A 19,997-nucleotide genomic window follows, 5' to 3' on the forward strand; every position below is an offset into this window, starting at 1 on the left:
TGTGTAAAGCCATTGGTAATAGCACAACGCCATGTGATTTAATTTGACGCTAAATTTTTGACTCTCCAGGGGGCAGAGCATGATGTGGCGTATCACGGCGGTAGTGCTGTTGCTGATGTCGGCGCCGATCCTGGCGCTGTGAGCTGCAAGCACAGAGTTTCAAGCTACAAGACAAAGCAGAGTCAGCCGCTCGACTTGGCGCTTGAGGCTCGTAACTTGAAGCTGCTTCACCTGGCCATGATGGCCTTGAACAGGTCCGATTCCAGCAGGCCCTGCAACCAGCTCCGCACCCGCGGATAAGCCGCCTCGGCGAACCACTCAGGTTCGACCCCGGCAAACTGGCGCATCAAGGGCAGCAAAGCGGCATCGGCCAGGCTCGGGTGGTCGGCCAGCAGGTAAGGCCTGCCTTCGAGCAGGCTTTCCAGCTCCACCAGCCACGCTTCGGCCTGTTGCCGGTAATGCTCCCGGGAATGCTCGGGGTAGCGCTCGGCATATTTGTACAGGTTCACCTGGGCCTTGAACGTGCTGTCGTTACGCGCGATCAGCGCATCGGCCCGTTGTGCCGCCGCTGGGTCGGCCAGCAGGCGCCAGTCCTCGGGGTCATGTCGGGCAAGGGCCCAGCGCATGATATCCAGGCTCTCTTCCAGCACCCCATCCCCGGTATCAAGCACTGGCACCGTGCCTTTGGGCGACAGTGCCAGCAGCTCGGCCGGCTTGTTCTTCATCGCCACCTCGACAATCGCCACCGGGCACTGCGCATAGCGCAGGGCAAGGCGCGCACGCATGGCCCAAGGGCAGCGGCGGAACGAGTAAAGGATCACCCGCTCACCTCGACATCGCTCAGACCGTTACCTTGCCGGCGCACCTGGATCTGCACCGGGATGCGCTCGTGCATCTCCTGTACGTGGGAGATCACCGCCACTTTGCGGCCCTGGGCCTGCAAGCCGTCGAGAGCGTCCATGGCCAGTTGCAGCGACTCGGGGTCGAGGCTGCCGAAGCCCTCGTCGATGAACAGCGATTCGATGCGCAAGGTGCTGGAAGCCATCGAGGCCAGGCCCAGTGCCAGTGCCAGCGAGACCAGGAAGGTTTCGCCGCCCGACAGCGAATGCACCGAACGCAGTTCGTCGCCCATCTCGGTGTCCAGCACCAGCAGGCCCAAGGCACTGCCGCCGCGCTTGAGGCGATAGCGCCGGGCCAGTTGGCGTAGCTGGCTGTTGGCGTGGTGCAGCAACAGGTCGAGGTTGTAGCCCTGGGCGATCTTGCGGAACACATCGCCCGAGGCGGAACCGATCAGGGCGCTCAGGCGTGCCCAGCGTTGCCACTGCTGATAGGCCTGGTCGATCTGTTCGGCCAGGGCCTGGTGTGCCTGCTGGCGGCGTTGATCGTCAGCCTGCTGGGCGCGCAGTTCGGCGCATTGCTGCTCCTGGGCGACCAACTGCTGTTGCAGCTCGGCGAGGCTCTGCTCCAGCGCTTCGACCGGCAGTTCGCCATGGGCTTGGGCAGCATGTTGCTGCAGGCGCTGCTCGCGCTCCTGCAACAGTACCCGGCCTTGCTCGATGGCCTTCTCCGCCGCCTGCAACTGTTGGCGCAGCTCACCGAGCTGGGCGTCGTCGATGGCCAGCAGGCGGTCGAGGCCGGCGTCGTCCAGTTCCGGGTGGCTGCTGCGCCATTGGGCGATTGCGCCCTGCAGCTGCTGGTGCTCGTGCTCCAGGGCCTGCTGGCGCTGGCTGTTGGCGTTGAGTTCAGCGGCCAGTTGCACGCCCTGGGTACGCAATGCCTGCAAGCGCTGGGCAGTGTCGGCGTCGGCGGCGCGAGCCTGTTCCAACTGCGCTTCCATATGCTGCTGCCAGGCTTCGGCGCTGGCCTGCTCGCCGAGCAGCTCGCCGAGGGTGGCCTGGGCCTGCTGGCGCTGTTCGTCCAGTGCGGCGATTTTCTCCAGCAGTTGTTGCTGATTGTGCTGCCGGGCCTGTTGCTGGTCGCGCAGCTTGTCCAGCTGCTGCTGGCGGGCCTGTTGTTCTTCCTGTTCGTCCTTGCGCTGGTCGAGTTGCTGACGGCGCAGGGCAATCTGCTGGTCAAGACCGAGGAAGGCCTGGGCCGGGTCGTCGCGCAGGGCCTGAAGAATGTCCTGGGGCAGCACGCTGGCCAGGTCGTTCAGGCCCTGTTCCAGTTGCTGCTGGTCGGCAGCCAGGGCTTGGTGTTGCTGGTCGAGGTGGCGCTGGGCCTGTTGCTGGGCCTCGCTAGCAGCCTGCAACTGCTGGGTGAGGCGAGCGGCGTCCTTTTGCAAGGCGAGCAGGGCGCCCTGGCGTTTTTCGTCGCGGTCGATCTCGTCGCCCAGGCGGCGCAACTGGCCGTCGAGCCAGGCGCTGCGAGCCTTGTCGTCCTGGGGCGCGAGCGCCGGCCACAGGGCATGGGCCTGAACCTGTTCGAGCAACGGTTGTAGCTGTTCGCCCAGCGTGAGCTGTTGCTGCTGATAATCCTTGAGCTGGGCGTTGACCACGCCCAACTCGGTACGCAGCTCCACCAGCCTGGCGTTGAGGTGTTCGACCTGTTTCTGCGCTGCTTCCTCCTCGGCCTGGTCGTGGCGGCCCAGGCTGTGCAGCAAGGCTTCTGGCTGATGGAACGGGTGCTCGGCGCTGCCGCATACCGGGCACGGCTCGCCATCGCGCAGCTGGGCGCGCAGTTCTTCGACGCTGGTGTTGCGCGCCAGGCGCTGGCGATCAAGCAACTGGCGGGTCAGGGTCAGGGCCTGCTCGGCGCTTTCCAGCTCGCTCTTGGCCGCGGTGCCTGCGCCGATCAGTTGCTGGCGCTGCTGCATGGCCTGCTGCTGGCGGTCACGCAGGGCGTCGATTGCCTGGCGCAGTTCCAGTTCACGGCCATGCAGGCGGGCAAGTTCCTCGACGGCGCGCTGCTGCTTGCGGTTGTCCTGGAGCATGGCGCCGAGCAGGTCGATCTGCTCGGCCAGGGCATGGGGTTCGGCCCCGGCTTCGCGGAACAGCATCTCGAAGTTGTCGCGCTGGGCTTGCAGCTGGGCATTGGCCTGGCTCACCTGGGCCTGCAAGCCTGGCAACTCCTCGCGGCCCTTGGCCAGCCGGCCGCCGATCAGCATCACTTGCTTCAATTGCGGCAGATAGGCCTGCCAGGCGTTGGCCAGGCTACCCAGGTGTTCACTGTCGGCCAATGCCGCATCGATCTGCGCCAGTTGCTGCTGGCTGCGCAGCTGGTTTTCCTGCAACTGCTGCAGGTGTTGCTCAGCGTCGCTGACTTCCTGCGCAGCCTGCTGGCAGGCTGCGCGTTGTTCGCCCAGTTCTTTGTCGAGGCGGGCGAGGTCGCCTTGGGCGGCGAATGCCTGGCGCAGGCGCGGGGCGTTATCGCTGTGCTGGGCCTGATGCTGGGCCAGGGCCTGGCGCGCCGTTTCCAGTGCCTGCTCGAGTTCGCTGGTGCGGCTATGCAGTTCGCCTTGTTGGCGCTGCTGTTCGGCAATCGCCACGGCCAGCGGCGCCAATTGCCCGGCCAGATCCTGCTGGCGATGGAACTGGTGACGCTGCGGTGCAAGGCGTTCCAGGCGCTGCAGGTCGAGGCGCGGTTCGGCCAGTTGCTGCCAATTGTGCTCGGCGGCTTGCAAGGCTGCATGGGCTTCGCCGTGCTGGGCTTGCAGCTGGCGTTGTTCGTCGAACCAGACGCGCTGCTGTTCCAGCTGGCGCTGGCGGGCCTGGTCGGCCTTGAACTGCTGCTGGGCCTGGTCCAGTTGCTGGTCGAGCAGGGCGCGGGCGTCGCTTGCCATCGGCAGTAGGTGCTCGGCCTGCTTCTTCAGGTCGTTGTGGCGTTCGCCGGTTTCCCGCGCCTTGCTGAAGGCGCGCTGGCCGAGGCGGGTGTAGATCGCCGTGTTGGTGAGCTTTTCCAGCAGCTCGCTGCGCTCTTTGTCGTCGGCCTTGAGGAAGGCGCCGAACTCGCTCTGGGCCAGCATTACCGCGCGGGTGAACTGTTCGAAGTTCAGCCCCAGGCGCGCTTCGATCAGTTGCTTGTATTCATTCTTGCCACTGCCAAGCAGCTGTTCGCTGTCCAGGTCGTACAGGCTCTGGCGGCTATTCTGCAGCTTGCCATTGGCTTTCTCGCGGGCGCGGTTGGCTTCCCAGCGGGCGCGGTAGCGGCTGCCGTCGATGCCGACGAAGTCGACCTCGGCAAAACCGCTGCCGGTGCCGCGGCGCAGTAGGTTGCGCGGGTCCGAGGTGGGGATGTCGCCGTCGGCGTCGGGCACCTTGGCTTCCCGGGCAATGTCGTTCAGCCGCGGCACAGTGCCGAACAAGGCCAGGCACAGGGCATCGAGCAGGGTGCTCTTGCCGGCGCCGGTGGGCCCGGTGATGGCGAACAGGCCGGCGCTGGCCAGGGGCTCTGCGGTGAAATCGATGTCGATCGGCCCGGCCAGCGAGGCGAGGTTCTTCAGGCGGATGGCAAGAATCTTCATGGCTGCTCCTCTTCGTGCAGGACGTCCTGCAGCAGCTCGGCAAAATCGGCCAGGGCCTGCTCGTCGGCGGGGTTGCCGTAGGCCTGCTGCCAGGCGCGGCCGAACAGGTCCTGCGGGGTCATCTGGGCCAATTCAACGAAGGCGAGTTCGTCGTCTTCCTGGCGGCCCGCGCCTGCGTACTCGGCGCTGATGCGCACCAGGCGCACCGCCTTGCCCTGCAGGGCAACCTCGATCTGCTGGCGCAGGTCGGGCTGCGGCTCGTCCAGCACTACCCGAACTTCGAGCCATGGCTGGCGGTTGGGGTCTTCGAGCAGGTCGATCACCGGCAGTTCGCCGAGCTGCACCAGCAGCTCGCCCAGCGGGGCCGGACCGACCCGCTGCAGGGCCACCGCCCGCGGGACCAGGCGTGGTTCGACGCTGACCAGTTCGCTGCCGTCGAGCTCCACTTCCAGCACCTGGTGCGGGTAGTTGATCTCGGCGAACGACAGCGGGATCGGCGCGCCGCTGTAGCGGATGCGGTTCTCGCGGTTGACCTTCTGTGGTTTGTGCAGATGGCCAAGGGCAACGTAGCCGATGGCCTTGTCGAACAGCCGCGCAGGCAGGGCTTCGGCATTGCCGATGATCAGGCTGCGTTCGGAGTCTTCCGAGATGCTGCCGCCGGCCATGTGCGCATGGCTGATGGCGACCAGCGCATGGTCCTTCTTGCGCTTTTTCTGCGCTGCCGCGATCAGTTGCTCGTGCACCTGGGTGATGCCTTGCAGGTAGTCGTCCCCCAGTGCCGGACCGGTGACTTCGGCCGGGCGCAGGAACGGCAGGGCCAGGCACCAGGCTGCCACCTTGCCGCGGGCGTTGGTCAGCGGGATCAGCAGCCGCTCGGCGTCCAGCTGGCCTTCGTCCAGCCAGTGCACCCGGCCCAGGGCATGGGTGCGCAGGCGGCGCATCAGCGGCGCAGGCAGCTCGATGCGCGAGCCGGAGTCGTGGTTGCCGGCGATCATCACGATATCCAGCTTGGGCTGCTGCTCATGGGCCTGGACGATGAAGTCGTACAGGCGTTCCTGGGCTTTGACCGGCGGGTTGACGGTGTCGAAGATGTCGCCGGCGATCAGCAGCGCATCGGGCTGGCGCAGGTGCAGTTGACCGAGCAGCCAGTCGAGGAAGCAGGCGTGTTCGAAGTCGCGTTCCTGGCCATGCAGGCTCTGGCCAAGGTGCCAGTCGGAGGTGTGAAACAGACGCATGGAAGATCCGTTGGATGAGCGGCAGGGGGCATTTGGGTGAGGGCGGTATGGTAACCCATTGCGGGGTAAGCTCGCTTTCGCTGTGCCGCCTCGATTGAGAATGGGGCGAAAGGTGGGCCAAAGCTTCTGACAGATATCAATACGTTCTTGCGGAGTTTTTTTGTTAAGGACAAGGCATGTTCGAGTGAGTGTTCTGCTGTTGCTGTAGGACGTTTCTTGATCCGCTTCCGGTGCCGTCGGAGGCGTCATCAAGCTGCTAGCGTTCGGCGTTTTCTGCGTACAAAGGAAAGGCCGCATGACCCGCAACTCTTTCAAGGGCATCGCCGCAGGTGACCGCCCATGACCTATCGCATCGTGATTTTCGGCAAGGGGCAGGGCCTGGTGGGCGACCGCACCACCACCGGCGCCACCTGCATCGGAGACCGCGCAGCGGGTAACGTGAATGGCCGCGCCTGGCTGCTCGAAGGCGACCAGACCACCGCCTGCCCGAAGTGCGGACAGGTGGGCACCCTCATCGACGGCGAACAGCGCTTCCTCCAGGATGGCGTACCCACCGTCGTCGACGGCGCCCGCGTGCGCTGTGGCTGCCCGTTGGGCAGCAACCGCCTGATCGCATCCTCGCAGGCCGCCCCGGCCAAGGCGCCTGTCACTTCACCGGTGGCTGCTGAACGCGCCACACTCACCCCACAAGCCGCCATGGCGACCCCTGCAGGGCTGCAACCCGGTTTCTACATCGTGCCGCGCAGCATGACCGGCGAGCAGGTGCTGCAACAGCTGGCCGCGCTGCCGGGCAACCTGCCGCTGTCGCTGGTGCGTCGCCTCAACCCCACCTTCGACGAGGGCTTCAAGGCGGGCGAGCTATTCGTGCTTGGCGCCCCCGAGCACAGCTACGCCTGCACTCGCGAAGAAGCCGAATTGATGGCAGCGGCCCGCAGTGCCCGGGCGTCGCTGGCGCAGCTCAGCACCGAAGAAGCCGACTTCATGATGCGACACATGGCCGAGATCGCCGGTGTGCTCAACGGCGCGAGCCAGTCGATGGGGGTGGGCAAGGACATGCTGTCGCGGGGGCTGGGTCAGGTGGAAGACACACTCAAAGGCATCGAGCGTTTGCACCAGCGCGAGTTCATTGCGCATCGGCACCTGAACAGCCCGCAGTTCTTCGCTGAGCGCAAGGCGCTGTATGGCCAGCTGAACGCACAGCTGCGCAGCGCGTTTCTCGGCAAGTACCTGAACCTGGGGCAGCACGAGGACCTGCGCCGGGGGCTGGGGATCTCGACCAAGAGCCTGGTGCATCACTGGTCGAAGGCCGGCGCGTCGGGGGCGATTCCTGGGTATGCGACGCACCTGGATGAAGTGGCGAAGATGACCAAGTACCTGAAGTACGGCGGGCATGTGGCGGTGGGGGTGGGGGCGACATCGTCGTACATGAAGATCTACGAGGCGTGCCGGGCGGGGGAGACCGAAGAGTGCAAACGGATTCGGTTCACTGAGACAGGTAGCTTTGCTGGAGGGTTGGCCGGAGGAACAGCTGGCGCTTTGGCCGGGCAGTCGGCAATCAAGTACGTTTGCTACTTCGGCCCGTGGGGGCGAGCAGTCTGCGCAATAGCAACAGTTGGGGCAGGTTCTTTTGCAGGCAGTTCGTTCTTGGGGCAAGCCGCTGAGTATGTTGGAGAGACAATTTACGAGACATTCTATGATTGATCTGAATGATTGGCCGGCAGGTGTGAAAATCGCAGTATTGATTACACCCTTTTTAACTGGGCTCACAGGCATAGGAATCAGTGCGCATATCGCTTCCTCGAGGCACTTTGATTTGATGTGTGAAGCGCTTCAGAGAAGTAAATGTTTGCATGATGAGTTGAGGCGAGGAGGGGGGTTTACATTAAAGCTCCGATTGATGACGGTGGGTGCTATTGCGGGAGTGCTAATCTGGCCAGGGTTATCGATTAGGCGGGGTGATCTGGATTCGGAGGACTATCAAAACTTTCCTGCCTATCTCAAGAGGCGTATAAGAGCCGCTATTGTCTGTGTCTATGTTTCTTTGGTTTGGGCAGCCGTCATTGAGCTATTTGTTGAGCTGAAACGGACATAATAGTTGCGGGGTCAATCATCTCGGCTATTAATGGAGGTTGTGGTGATGCGGTCACCGTCGAGGACTTGGCCTTTGCGGTAGATCACGATGCGATAGACCATAGCGATCACCTGCGGCAATGACCTTGAAGCGGTTGCTGGTCATGCGGGCTTTCCTTGTGCGCAGAAAACGCCGAACGCTAGCAGCTCGATGGGGGTTATTTATAATGCTGAATATGATTGATGTCAGTGGGGGCTCTGTTGTTGTAAAGCTGCTGTTGCTGGTGACTCCATTTCTTTTGTTGATTGTCGGGCTCGTCGTTAATGCCTATATTGCGGGTTCACGCCACTTTCACGTCATGTGTCGTGCCTTTGGGCGCAGCAGTGGCCTGCAGGATGAGCTTGTTCTTTGGGGGGCGACGAGGTTGCGGTCTCGGATGTTGATCGTTAGTGCTATGAGCCTTGCTGCGGTTTGGCCATCACACGGGTTCCGCCGTGGATGGTTGGACGCTAACGACTGGCGAGATTTCCCTGAATATTTGAAATGCTGCATGAAAGTGAGTAGCTATTGTTTATTTATAGGGCTGGGAATGCTTTTTCTCTTGGTGTCATTTGTGAGGGTTGTACCTTGAGAAAGTGATAATTCAGGTAAGGCTTTGATGCCTTGCAGTAGTCTGTGGTTTGAGCTTGGGGTAGCACGAGGACCTGCGTCGGGGGATCTCTTGGCCGAGTAGCCAGTCGAGGAAGCAGGCATGTAATAAGTCGTTCCTGGCCATGCAGGCTCTGGCCAAGGTGCCAGTCGGAGGTGTGAAACAGACGCATGGAAGATCCGTTGGATGAGCGGCAGGGGGCATATCGGTGAGGGCGGTATGGTAACTCATCGGGGGGGAATTGGAGCCAGGGGTGTGGTGCTGAGGTTGGATCGGAGTTTCGGCCTTGATGTGTTCGCCGAAAGAGTTGTAGCGCCTACAAGATCGAGCGCCGCCCGCGCGGCGCTTCGCGGGTAAACCCGCTCCCACCGTTTGTTTCGGGCCAGTCTCTCCTGTGTCAGCACCTGGTCCGCCTTGTTGGCACGACGCGGTTTCAGTGTGGGCGTTGCCGCCGCCCCACATGGTTCAAGACATGCACCAAGGCAGGCGCCGATACTTTCACAGGAATAATTGGCCCGAAACAAACTGTGGGAGCGGGTTTACCCGCGAAGCGCCGCGCGGGCGGCGCTCGATCTCGAGAGCGCTGCAAGACTGTCGCCTGGCACCTCGCCGCCCTCGCACGATAGATCTCAAAACCCCAAAAAGCCCAACCCTAGCTATTTCGGATACAACGGCGGCAAGCTCCCCGCCTCACCCGCCGGCGCCAGCACCTGCTCGGCCCGGGGAATGTCGCCGATCGCCCGCCACAGTTCATCCCCGTGCCAATACTGGCCGCTCTCGCTGTACAACGCCCCGTTCAAACCATCCAGCGCATCCGACAACGGCACGAACCGCGCCGCCATCTCGGCCAGGGTCTCCGGCTGCTGCCGCGCCCAGGCGTCGAGCGCCTGGCGCGTGGCCTGGGGGTCGTTGGCCTGGCAGGCACGCTTGAGGTCGTCGAGCAGTGTGCGCGGGCTCGGGCCGGTCTGCGCGGCGCGCAACACCGCCGGTTGCGAGCGGGCGCGCCACCACAGGGTGAAGCCGAGCAGGGTGGTCAGCGCCAGGATCAGCGTGGCCAGTTGCCAGGGCCACAGCAGGCGGCTGGCGCTGCTGCTGTCGCCGACCGGGGTGTCGGCGCTCAGCGCCGGGTTGTCCTGCACGCTGAGGGTGCGCGCCGGCAGGCTGGTCTGTTGCAGGTGGTCTTCGAGGGTGTTCCACCAGGTCACCTCCAGCGCCGGCAGGGCCAACTCGCCACTGTGGGTGGGCACCAGCGCCTCGCGCTCTTCGCGGTTGGCGACCATGCCGCGCTCGCTGATCTCGTTGCGCAGCAGCGGCTGGTCCGGGTAGCGGCGCAGGCCGACTGCCTCGGTGGCCGGCAGCGGCGGCAGCTGGGTGCTCGACAGCCCGTCGGCGCGCAGGGTGACATTGCGCGTCAGCGAGTCGCCGATCTGGGTAGGCTGGCTTGCTGGGTCGGGGTACCAGTGCTCTTCCAGGGTCAGGTTGCGTGTCGGCAGCCAGGGGCGGTCTTTCGGATAGTTGGCGGGGATTGGCTTGACGGTCAGGCGCAACGGCAGCGAGCTGACCTGCACCTGGCGGCCGACCCGGGGGCTGCCGGCCGCTTGCGTGCCGTTGTCTGCGGCGGTGGCGGTGAACTGCAGCGGTGGGATTTCGAGCTCGCCACTTTGCTGCGGGTAGAGCGCGTAGCGGGTTTCGATCACCCCGTGGCGCACGCCGTTGATGTCTTTTTCATAGGTGCGCGACTCACCCAGCGGGTCGACCTTGGCGTTGTCCAGTTGCAGCGGGCTGAGGCTGCTGTCGTCGTACAGCGCCACCGAATGATAGATGCGCAAGGTGAGCACGGCCTGGGCCTGCACATACACCTCGTTGCTGTCCAGGGTGGTCTCGACGAACACCTGGGAGGCGACGTCCGGGCGTTGGCTTTCGGCCTGCTGCACTTGCAGGTCGATGGCCTGGCTGTGGGACTGCCCCAGTTGCAGTTCGGGGATGCGCAGGCTGCCGCTGCGCCGCGGCAGCAGGGTGATGATCCAGCGGGTGCTGGCGCGGGTTTCGCCGTCAAGGCTGTGCAGGCTGTTGAGCTGGCGCGTGCCGCGCACCTCGAAGTCGGCGTCGAGGGCATGCAGGTCGGGTTTGCCGAACTGGGTGACGTCCTGGCTCTCGAGGGTGAGCTCGAGGGTTTCGCCGGCTTCCAGGCGCGTGCGGTCGACACTGGCCTTTAGGGTGAGCTCGGCCTGGGCCGCCAGGGCCCACAGCAGGGTGAAAATCAAGACGCCGAGGCGACTCATCGTGAGGTTTCCTGATGCAATTGCTGTTCATACCAGAATTTGCGCCGCAACAGCTCCGCCGGGTTGTCGGGGATCTCGCGCAGCCATTGTTCCAGGGCCTGGCGCTGTTCGGCGTCGAGGCTGGTGGAGACCGGCCGCTGTGGCGGCTGGGTGACACTGTCATCGTTGCCCCCGGCAGTGCCCGGCGCTGTCTGGCTGGTGTTGCCGTTGGCATTTTCAGCGGACTGCTCTGGCTGGGCCTGCTCATCGGCGCCAGGGGTTCCCTGGGCGCTGGATGAACTGCTGTTGCCTTGGTTGTCGGTGCCGGGTGTGTCCTGGGCATCGGCATTGGCCGGCGGTTCCTCGGCCTTGGCCTCGCGCTGTTGCAGCAGCTGCTGGACCAGGGCCTGGTTGTCCAGCGCCGGCTTCAGGTCGGGCTGGCGCTCCAGCGCCTGTTCGTAGGCGTCCAGCGCCGCTTCCAGCTCGCCGGCGCGGGCCAGGGCATTGCCTCGATTGTAGTGGGCGGCGGCGTCGCTGCCTTGGGCGAAGGCGGCGGCGGCGCCCGCGAAGTCGCCGGCCTGGTACAGGGCCATGCCGCGCCATTGCGGGTCCTGGAAGTGGCGCGCGGCCGCCGCCGGTTGCTGGCGCTGGAGCAACTGCTGGCCCTGCTGGTCCGGCCTTAGCCACAGGTCATTGAACTCGAAGGCCTGGCTCGGTTGCGGCAGCGCCAGCAGCAGCGGCAGGCAGAACAGCCACCCGCGTCGACCGGCGCAGGCGGCCAGCAGCAGCAGGGGCAGCAACAGCCAGTAACCCTGGTCTGCCCAGCTGTCCAGTTGCACGGTCTGGCCGTCGTTGCGCAGCAGGCGTGGGTTGTCGAACAGGCCCAGGCCGCGCAGGTCGAGGTCGTCGATCCGGGCGTGGCGGTAGCGCCCGCCGGTGCCATTGATGAAGCTCTTGAGCGCGGCGCTGTCCAGACGCGGCATGAGGATGCCGCCCTGATCGTCCTTGAGGTACTCGCCGTTGGCCTGGCGCACGGGCGCGCCTTCAGTGCTGCCGATGCCCAGCATCAACAGGCTTGGGCCCTGGCGGCCCAGGGCCTTGGTGATGCCGTCGCGCTCCTGTTCGCTCAGGGCCGAGCCGATCAGCAGCAGGCGGCCCTGGCCAAGGCCGCTCTGGGCCAGCAGCGAGAGGCCTTTCTGCACGGCCAGGTCGGCGCGCTGGCCGGGCTGGGGCATGATCGACGGGTCGATCGATTCGAGCAGATTGCGCGTGGTACCGAGGTCGTCGGACAGCGGCACCAGGGTGTGCGCGGAGCCGGCGTAGACCACCAGCGCGGTCTGGCTGTCACGCCGGTGTTCGAGCAGGTCGAGGATCTTGCGCCGGGCCTGCTCCAGGCGGTTGGGCGCGGTGTCTTCGGCGAGCATCTGCGGGGTGAGCTCGAGCAGGATCACCAGCGGGTCGGCGGGGCGCTGGCGGGTTTCTTCAAGGCGCTGCCAGCTTGGCCCGAGCAGGGCCAGCACCACCAGCAGCCAGGCCAGGCCCAGGGCGACCCAGGGCAGTTTGCTGGTGCTGCCGCTGCCGCCACCGAGTAGCACGGCGTGGAACTGCTGGGGCAGGATCAGTTGCCAGCGCCCGGCACGCTTGCGCCGGTGCCAGAGCTTGAACAGCAGCCAGCCGAGCAGGGGCACTACCAGCAGCCAGAGTGGGCGTAGCCATTGCGGCCAGAGTTCGATCATCGCCGCCTCCTCAGGCGCAGGCGTTTGAGGCGCTGGCGCCATTCGGGGTGCGGCTGCAGAAAGCGCGGTTTGCGCAGCAGGCGTTGCAGCAGGTTGTCCGGCCACTGCACGGCTACCACCAGCAGCACGCTGAGCAGCAGGGCCAGGGCCAGCGGCCAGGCGTACAGCTCGCTGGCGGTGCGGGCCTGGGTGGGTTGCTGGGCCACCGGTTCCAATTGGTCGAGGGTGTCGCCGATGGCGTTGAGCTCAGCGCCGTCATGGGCACGGAAGTAGCTGCCGTGGGTGATGTCGGCAATCTCCTTGAGCGAGGCCTCGTCCAGGTCCAGGCTCGGGTTCAGCCCGAGCAGGCCGGGGGTGCCGCTGGCCTCGGGGTTGGCGCCGATGCCGATGGTATAGATGCGCACGCCTTCCTGGGCCGCCAGGCGGGCGGCGGTCAGCGGGTGTATCTGCCCGCCGTTGTTGGCGCCGTCGGTAATCAGTACCAGCACCCGGCTTTGTGCCGGGCGCTGGCGCAGGCGCTTGACCGCCAGGCCGATGGCGTCGCCGACGGCGGTGTTCTTGCCGGCGATGCCGATCTGCGCTTCGTCGAGGAAGGTGCGCACGGTGCGCCGGTCGAAGGTCAGCGGGGCCTGCAGGTAGGCCTGGCTGCCGAACAGGATCAGCCCGACCCGGTCGCCCTGGCGGTCCTGGAGGAAGTCGCCCATCAGGGCCTTGACCAGGTCCAGCCGGCTGATTTCCTCGCCTTGCCATTGCATGTCGGGGAAGTCCATGGAACCGGACACATCCACCGCCACCAGCAGGTCGCGGCCGCTGGCCGACACCGGCACCGGCTCGCCCAGCCATTGCGGGCGGGCGGCGGCCAGCAGCAACAGCAACCAGATCAGGATGAACGGCGCCTGTTGGCGCCAGGTCGGCAGGTTCAGCCGTGCGCGGCGCCCGGCCAGGCCTTCGAGCTCGTCGAGGAAGCCGACCTTGAGTACCGGCTCGCCACTGTCGGCGGCGGGCAGCACCAGGCGCGCCAGCCAGGGCAGCGGGAACAACGCCAGGAGCCACGGCCAGGCCAGTTCAAACATGCTTGCGGATCCAGGTTTCGACCGCCTGGGCGAGCCCGGCGATGGCTTTATCGTCGAGCTTGCACTCGGGCTTGTAGGCGCCTTCGACCAGCACCATCCAGCGTGTCAGGCCGGCGGCCGGGCAGCGGTTGTCGAGGAAGGCCAGCCATTGCCGGCCATTGAGGGTATGGCTGTTGGCGCCGGGGTAGTGGTTGCGGCACAGGCGTTTGAGCAGGGCGTTGATCTGCTGCAGCCAGGCGCCGGCCGGCACACCGTCGTAGGGGCGCGGCAGGCGCGCCAGCTCTGCCAGCGCTTCGACGCGCACCGGGTCCAGCGGCAGTTCGGCACGCACCACCTTGCGCTTGCCTGGGCGCCAGCGGCGCAGGCGCCAGGCACCCCAGGCCAGCAACGGCAGCAGGGCCAGCAGCAACCACCAGCCCGGCGCCGGTGGCCACAGGCCGATCGGCGCCGGGGCGATCAGAGGCTGCAGCTGATCCAACGGGTTCATTGGCGGCTCCCGGAGCGCTGGGCATTCAGGTATTCGCGCAGTTGCTCGATCATTTCGCTCTGGGTGCTCAGCGGCATCAGCACCACCCGCAGTTTTTGCGCCAGCAACTCCCAGCGCTCGATGCGTGCTTCGGCCTGCTGGCGATAAGCCTGGCGCAGGTTGGCGTCGAGGGTGTCGAGTTCCAGTTGCGCACCGCGCTGGGCGAAGCGCAACAAGCCGGCGGCGGGCAGGGCGTGGTCCAGCGGGTCGCTGACCGGCAACAGCAGCACATCGCAATGGCGCGAGAGCATCGCCAGGTGTTGCTCGACGCTGGCGCTGAGGGCGCGTTCGTCGCAGATGACGATGGCCAGGCTGCCCGGGCGCAGTACCTCGCGCGCCCGGCGCAGGGCCAGGCCGAGGCTGTCGGCCTGGGGCAGGGCTTCGGTATGCAAGGCCTGGTTGACCTTCGCCAGGCGGTTGAGCAACTGCAGCAGGCTTTGTTTGCTGCGCCGTGGCTTGATCTCCAGGTGCTCGTTGTCACCGAACACCAGCCCGCCGATACGGTCGTTGTGGCCCAGCGCGGCCCAGCCGAACAGGGCAGCGGCCTGGGCCGCCAGCACCGACTTGAACATCAGCCCTGAGCCGAAGAACAGGCGCTGGCTCTGTTCGACCATGATGAAAATCGGCCGCTCGCGCTCCTCATGGAACAGCTTGGTGTGCGGCTCCTGGGTGCGCGCGGTGACGCGCCAGTCGATGTTGCGCACATCGTCGCCGGCCTGGTAGACCCGCACCTGGTCGAAGTCCACCCCGCGCCCGCGCAGCTTGGAGTGGTGCAGGCCCACCAGCGGGCTGCGTTGCCCGGGCCGCGAGAACAGCTGGATTTCGCGCACACGGTGGCGCATGTCGATCAAGTCGGCGAGGCCGATGCGGATGCCGGAGTCGGCCAGCGTGCGGGTGGGCATGGGTTCAGGCGACGGCGACGACGTCGAGGATGCGCTGCACCACGCGGTCCTGGTCGACCCCCGCGGCCTCGGCCTCGAACGACAGGATGATGCGGTGGCGCAGCACGTCGAACAGCACCGCCTGGATGTCCTCGGGGCTGACGAAGTCGCGCCCGGCCAGCCAGGCGTGGGCGCGTGCGCAGCGGTCCAGGGCGATCGAGCCGCGCGGGCTGGCGCCATAGGCGATCCAGTCGGCCAGTTCGCTATCGAACTTGGCCGGGGTACGCGTGGCCATCACCAGTTGCACCAGGTATTCCTCCACGGCGTCGGCCATGTACAGGCCGAGGATTTCCTTGCGTGCGGCGAAGATGGCCTGCTGGCTGACCCGCCGCTCGGGTTTCACTTCACCGCCCAGTGCTTCGCCACGGGCCTGCTGAAGGATGCGCCGCTCGACCGCAGCATCGGGGAAGCCGATCTTCACGTGCATAAGGAAGCGGTCGAGTTGGGCTTCGGGCAGCGGGTAGGTGCCTTCCTGCTCGATCGGGTTCTGCGTGGCCATCACCAGGAACAGCGGCGACAGCTCGTAGGTGCTGCGCCCGACGCTGACCTGGCGCTCGGCCATGGCTTCGAGCAGCGCCGACTGGACCTTGGCCGGGGCGCGGTTGATTTCGTCGGCCAGCACCAAGTTGTGGAAGATCGGCCCCTGCTGGAACACGAAACTGCCGGTTTCCGGGCGGTAGATTTCGGTGCCGGTGATGTCGGCGGGGAGCAGGTCGGGGGTGAACTGGATGCGATGGAATTCGGCTTCGATGCCCTCGGCGAGCTCTTTGATGGCCTTGGTCTTGGCCAGGCCCGGAGCCCCCTCCACGAGCATGTGGCCGTCGGCCAGCAGCACGATCAGCAGGCGCTCGACCAGTTTTTCCTGGCCGAGGATCTGGGAAGAGAGAAAGGTGCGCAGCGCGTTCAGCGCCTCACGGTGTTCCATCGTCGACGGTTCCTGGGAGTGGGCCTGGGGTGCGCTGGGGCGCGGTTGCCGGGCGGGGGGATACTTTAATCTATCCGGGGGTGCGGGGCCTAATGGGCGGGGGTAAAAATCTTGAAAAGAAAGGGTGTGTGAGGGCGGCTGGGAATTGCGTCAGGGCCACCGGGTGTTCGCCTTGGTTTTGGGGTTGGGGCACAGATCGAGCGCCGCCCGCGCGGCGCTTCGCGGGTAAACCCGCTCCCACAGTCTGTTTCGGGCCAATTATGCCTGTGAGGGTACCGCTGCCCGCCTAGGCGCATGTCTCAAGTCAGGTGAGGCGCCAGTGGTGCCCACCTCACTACCGCGTCGTGCCAACAAGGCGGACCAGGTAATGGCACAGGAGAGACTGGCCCGAAACAAACTGTGGGAGCGGGTTTACCCGCGAAGCGCCGCGCGGGCGGCGCTCGATTTCACAGGCGCAACACCTCTCAAGGCGAACACATCTCCACCTTTTCCCCAAAGTTGGAAAGCTTCTTGCAAAGCCAGCGCCAGGCGCCACCCAGGCGTCAAAGTTTTGCTTCAAGAGGACTCGCGGTGGATCGCACTCAGTTAATCAGCAACGCGCGCAACAACCTGGCCGGTCTCGGCAGGGGCAACCTCGGCGTGCCGCTGTTACTGCTGGTGATGTTGGCAATGATGATGTTGCCGATACCGCCGTTCCTGCTCGACGTGTTCTTCACCTTCAATATCGCCCTGTCGATCGTGGTCCTGCTGGTGTGCGTCTATGCCCTGCGCCCGCTCGACTTCGCCGCCTTCCCGACCATCCTGCTGGTGGCCACGCTGTTGCGCCTGGCGCTGAACGTCGCGTCCACCCGCGTGGTCATGCTGCATGGCCAGGAAGGGCATGGCGCCGCGGGCAAGGTGATCCAGGCGTTCGGTGAAGTGGTGATCGGCGGCAACTACGTCGTCGGTGCGGTGGTGTTCGCCATCCTCATGATCATCAACTTCGTGGTGGTGACCAAGGGCGCCGGGCGTATCTCCGAGGTGAGCGCGCGTTTCACCCTTGACGCCATGCCCGGCAAACAGATGGCCATCGACGCCGACCTCAATGCCGGCCTGATCGACCAGGCCCAGGCCAAGGCGCGTCGTAGCGAAGTGGCCCAGGAGGCCGAGTTCTACGGCTCGATGGACGGTGCCAGCAAGTTCGTCCGTGGCGATGCCATCGCCGGCCTGCTGATCCTGTTCATCAACCTCATCGGCGGCATGCTGATCGGCATGCTGCAGCACGGCATGACCTTCAGCGATGCCGGCAAGGTTTACGCGCTGCTGACCATCGGTGACGGTTTGGTGGCGCAATTGCCATCACTGCTGCTGTCCACCGCTGCCGCGATCATGGTGACCCGTGCTTCGGGCTCCGAGGACATGGGCAAGCTGATCAATCGGCAGATGTTCGATTCGCCCAAGGCCCTGGCGGTTTCCGGCGCGCTGATGATCGTCATGGGCCTGGTGCCGGGCATGCCGCACATGGCTTTCCTCAGCCTGGGCGGGGTGGCCGCCGGCGCTGCCTACCTGGTGTGGAAGAAGCAGCAGAAGGCCAAGGCCCTGGCCTTGGAAGAGATTCAGCGCCAGCAGGACCTGCTGCCATCGCCGCAGCGTGCCATGGACACCAAGGAACTGGGCTGGGATGACGTCACCCCCATCGACATGATCGGCCTGGAGGTGGGTTATCGCCTGATTCCGCTGGTGGATCGCAACCAGGGCGGCCAATTGCTGGCGCGGATCAAGGGTGTGCGCAAGAAGCTGTCCCAGGACCTGGGCTTCCTCATGCCCACCGTGCACATTCGCGACAACCTCGACCTGCAGCCCAGTGCCTATCGCCTGACGCTGATGGGCGTGATCCTGGCAGAGGCCGAGATCTACCCGGACCGTGAGCTGGCAATCAACCCCGGCCAGGTATTCGGCACGCTCAACGGCATCGCCTCGCGCGACCCGGCGTTCGGCCTGGAGGCGGTGTGGATCGATGTGGGTCAGCGCGCCCAGGCGCAGTCGCTGGGTTACACAGTGGTGGATGCCAGTACCGTGGTCGCCACCCACCTCAACCAGATCCTGCAGAAGCACTGCCATGAGCTGATCGGCCATGAAGAAGTCCAGCAGTTGCTGCAGGTGCTGGCCAAGGCGTCGCCGAAACTGGCGGAAGAGCTGGTGCCGGGTGTCATTTCCTTGTCGGGTTTGCTCAAGGTTCTGCAGGCGTTGCTTTCCGAGCAGGTGCCGGTACGCGACATTCGCAGCATTGCCGAAGCCATCGCCAACAATGCGGTGAAGAGTCAAGATACCGCCGCGCTGGTGGCGGTGGTGCGGGTCGGGTTATCCCGCGCTATCGTTCAAAGCATTGTCGGCGTTGAGTCCGAGCTGCCTGTGATCACCCTTGAGCCAAGGTTGGAACAGATCTTGCTCAATAGTTTGCAAAGGGCCGGGCAAGGTCAGGAAGACGGTGTTCTTCTTGAACCGAGCATGGCCGAAAAGCTTCAGCGCTCGTTGATCGAGGCGGCCCAGCGTCAGGAAATGCAGGGCCAGCCGGCCATCCTTCTGGTGGCGGGCCCGATCCGCGCCATGCTGTCGCGTTTCGGTCGCCTGGCTGTACCGAATTTGCATGTTTTGGCGTATCAGGAAATACCTGACAACAAGCAAGTCACCATTGTTGCCACCGTGGGCCCCAACGGCTGAGGTAGTGGGTTATGCAAGTTAAGCGTTTTTTCGCCGCCGATATGCGTCAGGCCATGAAGCTGGTTCGTGATGAGCTTGGCTCCGATGCCGCCATCATCGGCAACCGGCGCATCGCTGGCGGTGTCGAGTTGACGGCCGCGCTGGACTACAAGCTGTCCGCCCTGGCCCCACGGGTGCCCAATGCCGAGCTCGAGGACGAGTTGCGCAAGACCCAGTCGCGCATTGTCACCGCCCAGGCTGAAATCAGCGGGCGCAACGAAATCGGCGAGGGCAACCGGCAGTTGTTCGCCGGCCAGTCGCTGACCGCTTCCGAACCGCTGGTCGAGCCGCATGTCGACGTGCCTGCGGCGCCTGCCGCACCGGCTGCCGCGCCGGTCGACCCGCGCCTGTTCGACGCCATGCGCTCGGAGCTCACCGGCCTGCGCGAGCTGCTTGAAGTGCAGCTCGGTTCGCTGGCCTGGAGCCAGCTGCAAGGTAACAAGCCACAACAGGCCAACCTCTGGCGCCGCCTGCAGCGCTTGGGCTTGTCGGGCGGGCTGGCCCGCGAACTGCTTGAGCTGACCGCCGAAATCGAAGAGCCGCGCCACGCCTGGCGCATGGTCCTGGCGCACCTGGCGCGGATGATCGACGTGCCCGAGGTCGAGCCGATCGAAGAGGGCGGGGTGATCGCCATGGTCGGCCCGGCCGGCATGGGCAAGACCACTACCCTGGCGAAACTGGCCGCACGCTATGTGCTCAAGTACGGCGCGAGCAATATCGCCCTGGTGAGCATGGACAGCTTCCGCATCGGCGCCCAGGAACAGCTGAAAACCCTGGGGCGCATCCTCAATGTGCCGGTTACCTACGTCGACCCGGGCGAGTCCCTGGCCCAGGCGCTCGAACCGCTGCTGCGCAAGCGCGTGGTGCTGATCGATACCGCCGGCCTGCAGGCCAGCGACCCGGCGCTGCGCATGCAGCTGGAGACGCTGGCCGGGCGTGGCATCGCCTCGAAGAACTATCTGGTACTGGCCACCACCAGCCAGAAACAGGTGCTCACCGCCGCCTACCACAGCTACAAGCGCTGCGGCCTGGCCGGTTGCATCCTGACCAAGCTCGATGAAACTGCCTGCCTCGGTGAAGTGCTGAGCCTGGCCATCGGTCACGAATTGCCGATTGCCTACCTGACCGACGGGCCACGCATTCCGGATGACCTGCAATTGCCGCGTAAACACCAGTTGGTGAGCCGCGCGGTGAGCGTACAGATGCAGGACGAGCCCAGCGAAGAGGCCATGGCCGACATGTTCGCTGATCTCTACCACAACCCCGGCAAGCGGGCGGGGTGAAGGTGAACACTGTGCAAAGTACCTACATCATGGGGTTGCCCGGCCTGGCCGCGGCGCTGAGCATCAAGCCCCTCATGTGGCCTGGGTCCAAGCAAG

12 protein-coding genes and 1 pseudogene are annotated in these 19,997 nt (G+C 65.2%); 3 read left to right on the top strand and 10 right to left on the bottom strand.

Annotated elements, in window-relative coordinates; all coding sequences use genetic code 11:
- Window positions 1-227: 227 nt before the first annotated feature.
- The 3 genes from LOY51_RS08390 to LOY51_RS08400 are packed head-to-tail and all read right to left on the bottom strand — an operon-like array spanning window position 228 to window position 5,697.
- Entirely contained in the window at window positions 228-821 is a 594-nt protein-coding gene (locus tag LOY51_RS08390) for a glutathione S-transferase (protein WP_125463284.1), read from the bottom strand.
- Window positions 818-4,462 carry an AAA family ATPase gene (locus tag LOY51_RS08395; protein ID WP_258645670.1) on the bottom strand — a complete coding sequence of 1,215 codons (3,645 nt, stop codon included), beginning with the start codon at window positions 4,460-4,462 and terminating at the stop codon, window positions 818-820. The genes LOY51_RS08390 and LOY51_RS08395 overlap by 4 nt, the downstream gene beginning before the upstream one ends.
- On the bottom strand, window positions 4,459-5,697 hold the full coding sequence (locus tag LOY51_RS08400) for an exonuclease SbcCD subunit D C-terminal domain-containing protein (protein ID WP_258645672.1): 1,239 nt from the start codon (window positions 5,695-5,697) through the stop codon (window positions 4,459-4,461). Before LOY51_RS08400 ends, LOY51_RS08395 begins: the two co-directional genes overlap by 4 nt.
- A 339-nt stretch (window positions 5,698-6,036) precedes the next feature.
- Here LOY51_RS08400 and LOY51_RS08405 point away from each other — a divergent pair, with 339 nt between their 5' ends.
- Window positions 6,037-7,398: a PAAR domain-containing protein gene (locus tag LOY51_RS08405; protein ID WP_258645674.1), complete on the top strand. Its 1,362-nt coding sequence runs from the start codon at window positions 6,037-6,039 to the stop codon at window positions 7,396-7,398.
- A gap of 1,091 nt (window positions 7,399-8,489) precedes the next feature.
- Here LOY51_RS08405 and LOY51_RS27075 read toward each other — a convergent pair.
- The 7 genes and pseudogenes from LOY51_RS27075 to LOY51_RS08435 all read right to left on the bottom strand — a co-directional run.
- A pseudogene (locus tag LOY51_RS27075) lies at window positions 8,490-8,589 on the bottom strand (hypothetical protein); the annotation flags it as partial.
- A gap of 484 nt (window positions 8,590-9,073) precedes the next feature.
- A complete protein-coding gene (locus tag LOY51_RS08410) occupies window positions 9,074-10,699 on the bottom strand; it encodes a BatD family protein (protein ID WP_258645676.1) in 1,626 nt (541 codons plus the stop codon).
- The gene (locus LOY51_RS08415; RefSeq protein ID WP_258645679.1) at window positions 10,696-12,414 is read right to left on the bottom strand and encodes a vWA domain-containing protein; all 1,719 of its coding nucleotides are present in this window, start codon (window positions 12,412-12,414) and stop codon (window positions 10,696-10,698) included. Before LOY51_RS08415 ends, LOY51_RS08410 begins: the two co-directional genes overlap by 4 nt.
- The gene (locus LOY51_RS08420; protein ID WP_125463289.1) at window positions 12,411-13,487 is read right to left on the bottom strand and encodes a vWA domain-containing protein; all 1,077 of its coding nucleotides are present in this window, start codon (window positions 13,485-13,487) and stop codon (window positions 12,411-12,413) included. The genes LOY51_RS08415 and LOY51_RS08420 overlap by 4 nt, the downstream gene beginning before the upstream one ends.
- Complete coding sequence (locus tag LOY51_RS08425) at window positions 13,480-13,974, bottom strand: DUF4381 domain-containing protein (RefSeq protein WP_125463290.1); 495 nt, start codon at window positions 13,972-13,974, stop codon at window positions 13,480-13,482. The genes LOY51_RS08420 and LOY51_RS08425 overlap by 8 nt, the downstream gene beginning before the upstream one ends.
- On the bottom strand, window positions 13,971-14,915 hold the full coding sequence (locus LOY51_RS08430; RefSeq protein ID WP_125857940.1) for a DUF58 domain-containing protein: 945 nt from the start codon (window positions 14,913-14,915) through the stop codon (window positions 13,971-13,973). Before LOY51_RS08430 ends, LOY51_RS08425 begins: the two co-directional genes overlap by 4 nt.
- Before the next feature lie 4 nt (window positions 14,916-14,919).
- On the bottom strand, window positions 14,920-15,879 hold the full coding sequence (locus tag LOY51_RS08435; protein ID WP_110995264.1) for an AAA family ATPase: 960 nt from the start codon (window positions 15,877-15,879) through the stop codon (window positions 14,920-14,922).
- Window positions 15,880-16,449: 570 nt separating this feature from the next.
- Here LOY51_RS08435 and flhA point away from each other — a divergent pair.
- Entirely contained in the window at window positions 16,450-18,579 is a 2,130-nt protein-coding gene (gene flhA, locus LOY51_RS08440; protein ID WP_110995265.1) for a flagellar biosynthesis protein FlhA, read from the top strand.
- Between the two features lie 11 nt (window positions 18,580-18,590).
- Window positions 18,591-19,901 (top strand): flagellar biosynthesis GTPase FlhF, encoded by a 1,311-nt coding sequence (gene flhF, locus LOY51_RS08445; RefSeq protein ID WP_125857942.1) that lies wholly within the window; start codon window positions 18,591-18,593, stop codon window positions 19,899-19,901.
- Window positions 19,902-19,997 lie beyond the last annotated feature (96 nt).

It is taken from the genome of Pseudomonas sichuanensis (genome assembly GCF_024749065.1).
GTDB lineage: Bacteria > Pseudomonadota > Gammaproteobacteria > Pseudomonadales > Pseudomonadaceae > Aquipseudomonas > Aquipseudomonas sichuanensis.